The organism is Candidatus Saccharibacteria bacterium (genome assembly GCA_017983775.1).
Taxonomy (GTDB): domain Bacteria; phylum Patescibacteriota; class Saccharimonadia; order JAGOAT01; family JAGOAT01; genus JAGOAT01.
Genome location: JAGOAT010000039.1, coordinates 1 through 4,909, shown reverse-complemented (window position 1 = coordinate 4,909; position 4,909 = coordinate 1). Strand labels below are relative to the sequence as shown.

General features: G+C 41.9%; 3 protein-coding genes. All 3 read left to right on the top strand.

Annotated elements, in window-relative coordinates:
* Window positions 1–42: 42 nt before the first annotated feature.
* The 3 genes from KA531_04005 to KA531_03995 are packed head-to-tail and all read left to right on the top strand — an operon-like array spanning window position 43 to window position 4,621.
* The gene (locus KA531_04005) at window positions 43–1,077 is read left to right on the top strand and encodes a hypothetical protein (GenBank protein MBP6006031.1); all 1,035 of its coding nucleotides are present in this window, start codon (window positions 43–45) and stop codon (window positions 1,075–1,077) included.
* A complete protein-coding gene (locus KA531_04000; protein MBP6006030.1) occupies window positions 1,074–4,286 on the top strand; it encodes a hypothetical protein in 3,213 nt (1,070 codons plus the stop codon). The genes KA531_04005 and KA531_04000 overlap by 4 nt, the downstream gene beginning before the upstream one ends.
* Window positions 4,287–4,300: 14 nt before the next feature.
* On the top strand, window positions 4,301–4,621 hold the full coding sequence (locus tag KA531_03995; protein ID MBP6006029.1) for a hypothetical protein: 321 nt from the start codon (window positions 4,301–4,303) through the stop codon (window positions 4,619–4,621).
* Window positions 4,622–4,909: the final 288 nt, after the last annotated feature.

Below are 4,909 nucleotides of genomic sequence, written 5' to 3'. Positions count from 1 at the left end.
GTATCAAAGAGGTAAAATAAAAACAGAATATGGAATATGTCAGTGAGTGAACAACAAATAAGCCCAGATAAATCACCGGATTTTTTGCCTGAGATAGGGGGGACTTTTATAGCACTTTCTTCTTCAGATTTACCCAATTATCCGGGATTGATAGAAGTTATATTTAATGATAAAACCCCTAAAATTGCTAGGGATTGGTTATCGGAAGAAAGACTTTTTCGGTTGACCGACTTATTAGGTGATAATACTTGGTATCTGCTCTCGAGTGATGAAACGGATACCGATGAGCCTAAGGGAAACAATCCTATAGCATTTTTTGTTCACAGTACTAGTGCAAATCAAGTCGGGGACTTGTATGGTAGCTTTGATCAGCCGATACAATTTAATCCGGAGGGGATCCTTCAGGTGGCAAAGCTAATACTAAATCCAAAAATAATAAAAGATAATAGTCCAATAGATAAAATCAACAGTATTGTAAATAGTATTTTGATCGAAGTGCCTGATGAAGTTGTAGAGAGGTTTGGTCATCTTGATGTTATAGCTACGGATATTACACAAAATGTTGGGCGGGAGAATGTCAGGGTTAGACCGGACTGCTGGCTGATTAGATGGGAAATGGCTGATGCCGTATCTAATCTTGCCAATAGTCCAGCTGTGCTTAAAAGTACAGAATCAACTCATCCCAATCTTGGATCCCCTCCTTCTTCTGGACAAAAAGCCCCACCAAACATACCAGAATCACACTCTCCTGGTAATAGTACCCCTAGAAAACCTGGATCATTTGGTAGCACACCAACCAGAGAAAGTAACCCAGCGCTAACCTCCAGCCCAGGTAGCTCTTTTAGTACTCAGGGATTTGGGGAGGAGTCAACAGCAGCCAATAGTGCAACTAGTGAAACTACCCCAGGGGATTTATCGAAAGAAGGATGGTTTCCAGTGGCAGTAGCAAATATGGCTAATCCGACCATACGGTCTATACCCGGCCAGGGTGCTATTGTGTTTGGTGAGCGTAAGAATGATGGGCAACCAATTATTAGGATAGTTCGCAGTAGTCCAGATGGAGAAGAAGTAAAATGACTGAAACTAGAAGTTCAACACCAGAACGCACCAGGGGCGAAAGTTATGAATCAATAGAACTCAGGAGTTCCAAAGAGGGATTTTTAGAAGACTTAGGGAGGGTTCCAGCAGATATAGACCCGAATATTGTGTGGAAAATGGCAGAATTAGTATTTGAGAAATCTATCGATTCTTTAGGCAGAGGTTCCGATGCATACATGGAACAGTTGATGAATGGTTGGCTATTTGATGTACTTGAAAGGTTTATAGCTGTCAAGGCATTAGATAGAACAGCTAGAGACCTGTTTGTAGATAGGTTAGAAGATATTAGTCTAGATCAGAAAACAACAATTAAAGCCATGTTGGATGTTGTTTATCGAGATCAAGATCTGATTATTCCTCCTCTAGATCCGATGGAACATCCCGACCCCAAAAACCCTAGACTAGTCCGGGCGACCAGATCTAATCAACTGACAGATTCACCAGAATCTGGAGAATATTTGAGAAAAGGACTCAAGTATCAGGCTAAGATCCAGTATATTAGTCAGGCTGGGGAACTCAAGACCGCTAACTATCAGCTTGATTTAGGTGACATGCTAGAAAGTCTAAACTCAGCACCAGATGGGGTAGATATGGATGTTTTACTGGTTCAATTAATAAAAGATGATATTGCTAAAAAGATTGATAGTTTGAAGTTTGGTGCTGGTTATGGGGATGTTGACAGGGATGAACTAAAAGACAAAGTCTATCAAATGATTATCGTCGATGCTGAGAATAATACTGGAAGTAGGGAGGATCTTAAAACAATTCTTGATAATATTAAGGCTTATGTTGATTCCAGCTCTTCACTAGATTACCTAGAGGATTATAGATTTGCAATAGATACTGATGACCGGTTCAATGAGTTTGTAGAGCTACTAAATCCAGATAAAGCACTTGCTATATATCAGAACCCAGATTTTGATAGTCAACCAAAGGTTACACAGTTGTTGGTTTTGTCGGTACTGCGCACATATTATAATGTCTGGGAAGGCAAGCGTGGGCTGACTAAATCAGGTAAGCGTAAAGTAGCCTGGTCAGAGAAAGTTTCGATAATGATTAGGGATATCGAAGATAAATATAGCGCTATAATAGACGAGACAGGGACAGCTCTCACCGGAGACCCTGCTGTAGATAATCCAAATCAAGCAAACCGTAACCAATTAGTTCTTGAGATATCAGGACTGGAACAGTGGCTTAGAAATGAAGCTAGAGAGCTCAGTCCCCATGCTTTTATCAATACATTTATGGGTACCGAGAAAGGTCAAAGGCGATCGATGTATGCTAGCGTTGCAGTCAATGCTTTGGTTGGGGCAGCTTTTTTCAGTCCACTTTCTGGTGCTATCTCATTAGGCGCCGGTCTAGCCGGAATCGCGGTAATGCGAACTGAAGGTGGTAGGAAGATAGTAGAAAAAGTCTTGGGCAATAAGTTTTTTAAGCGGCTTTCCGGGGCAAAGCCTGGATTTGAGAATCAGGCTGAAGGCTTTGAGCCCAAAGAGTCTTCTAAGCTCAAGAAGTATGCGGCTGCAGCATTATTGGCTGCCATTGCAACAGGCTCCGTTCTCGCGAGCCCGGTCAATACTATTACATTTGGGATGGCTATTAGTAGGGCAACAAGAGTGGGGATATCAGGCGCCTTTGGTTGGGCCCAGGGAGAGGCTACTAGGGATCTTGAGCTAATGCGAGCGATGTCGATGGATCGGGATCAGGCAAATTTAGAAAGTATCGATACTGATGCTCTAGTCAAAGCACTTGAAGATCAGGATATGAAGGCTTATGCCAACATCTTAAAACTGCCAGATAAGAAGAATCCATTTAAGCGGGCTCTCTTGTTGACTGCTTTGAGCTTTACCGCTTCAAATCTTGGGCATATTGCTTCAAATACTTTTATTCAGAACAGGGGAGGACAGACAGTATATGGCAAATGGAACGAATCAAGATCTCATGGTAGCCATACCCCGGATATGGTTAATCCCACAGATCAAGCTACTGGTCGTAGCTTTGCTTCTTCTAGCTCTACAAATGCTAGTGACCATGCTCGGCATACTGGGCAGACTGGTAGTAACCAAGCTGCAGATCATCAGGACATAGGTAGTAAATCATTTGGTGAGATTACTCGAGGGTCAGACTATCTGGATATAGTAGATCGAGGAGATGGGGTGATCGCTTGCTATCAGGATGCTATTAGAGATAGTCTTGCTGATCAGTTGAGCAAGATGCCGACAGCTGATGCAGACCAATTAGTAGCTAGGTTGGCAGATAGGGCTTATCATATCGCCGATGCCAAAGGCCGTTTTGATGGGATGATTCGATGGGATGATGCCTATCGCAGTCCCCTAATCCATCCAGGGGAGACAGTGACACTATATGGCGTAGATCTCAATCAAGCAATTCAAGAGTCCGGCGTGGACTTTCCAGTTAGTTTAGTTGATCTAGATGATTTGGCTACTGATGCCCAGGCTAGAATATATCAATTACAATCAGAGAATACGGCTCTAAGGAAACAGCTAGCAGATCTAACAGAGTCTACTAATGGTAGTGGTAATGCTAATCAAGATTCGATAGTACACACTACTACGTCTCGTGCTGGTAGCACTGAACACCAAGCCACTACATCTACTATACAGATTGACCCAGTAGAGTCCATGACCACTTCACCAAATACCACTACTACAGTGATTGAGCAATCTGAGTCTACCACTACTACTCAGACCCCTCAGGATAGTGTAGATACCAGAGGAAGTATCACCACCAATAGTAGTGCTGAGGCAAATTCAGGCTCTACCACTACCACTGGGCTAGGTTCAGATAGGTGGATAGATAGCTATAGCCATACTAGCTACAATAGTCAAGTCGTAGATCAAGTACATAGTTACGCAGAGAACAATCAACTATTTAATGGAAATTTGCTAGAAGTACCACAAAGTAGATACATCTCAGTCAGGATATATAAGACCAATAGCTTTGAGCAAAATATTTTTGCTGCCCTAATGGGTCAAGAAGGTTTTCAAGACATAGGACCCGAGAGGACTAGCAAGTTTGCCAACCTTTTGGCCAGTATCCTTAGGGCTACTCCGAATATGGCTGATCAATTTGATGCAACTGAAAGCTATATTGGTGGAGGGAGTAATATATATCTCAAAGTTGATGAGATTAATGCCTTGACAAGAGAAGTTGCTAAAAATATTTAAATATAAGGAGTAATATGGATCAAGAATTGCAAACAATCTACCAAGGGCTAGCCAAACAGTTTAATATGAGCTGGCCTCTAAATCAAGAAGATCAAGAGTTCCTTGATAAGATAATAGACGAGGTGCAGTATCGGACTGCTCAAAAGGTCTACCAACTCTTGACGGATCAACAGATCGAACAGTTCAATCAGATCAATGAGGAAGATCCTGATGGTTCGATTGCCTACTTGGAGCAGGTGATACCGAATTATCAGGATTTGGTAGTAAAGTCAGCTTTTGAAGTTCGCAATGACCTAGAAGCTGAAGTAGCTATACTTGACAAAACACAAGAGTAATGTAATGATCAATAACTTCATTAGGATCCTGCCCGAAACCCCCAACCGCGAAACCGACTACATCCATTGAATATAGCGAACCTTTAGGTTCGTTTTTGTTTGTCTGGTGTTTTCCTTGTTTAAGCATGTAGTGCCTCCTCTTGGTATTTTATGAACATTTTGGTAGCTGTTTTGTAGCCAAGAATCTTTCTGGGTTTGTTGTTTATCTTGTGCTGTATATCCCAGATATCTTTTTGTGAATATTGTGAGATATCACAACCCTTTGGGACATAGTGCCGAATAAGCTTG

What these genes read in the sequence shown, in the direction of transcription:
- KA531_04000 (MBP6006030.1), top strand. Translation starts at nt 1,074, where the DNA reads ATGACTGAAACTAGAAGTTCAACACCAGAACGCACCAGGGGCGAAAGT.
- KA531_03995 (MBP6006029.1), top strand. Translation starts at nt 4,301, where the DNA reads ATGGATCAAGAATTGCAAACAATCTACCAAGGGCTAGCCAAACAGTTT.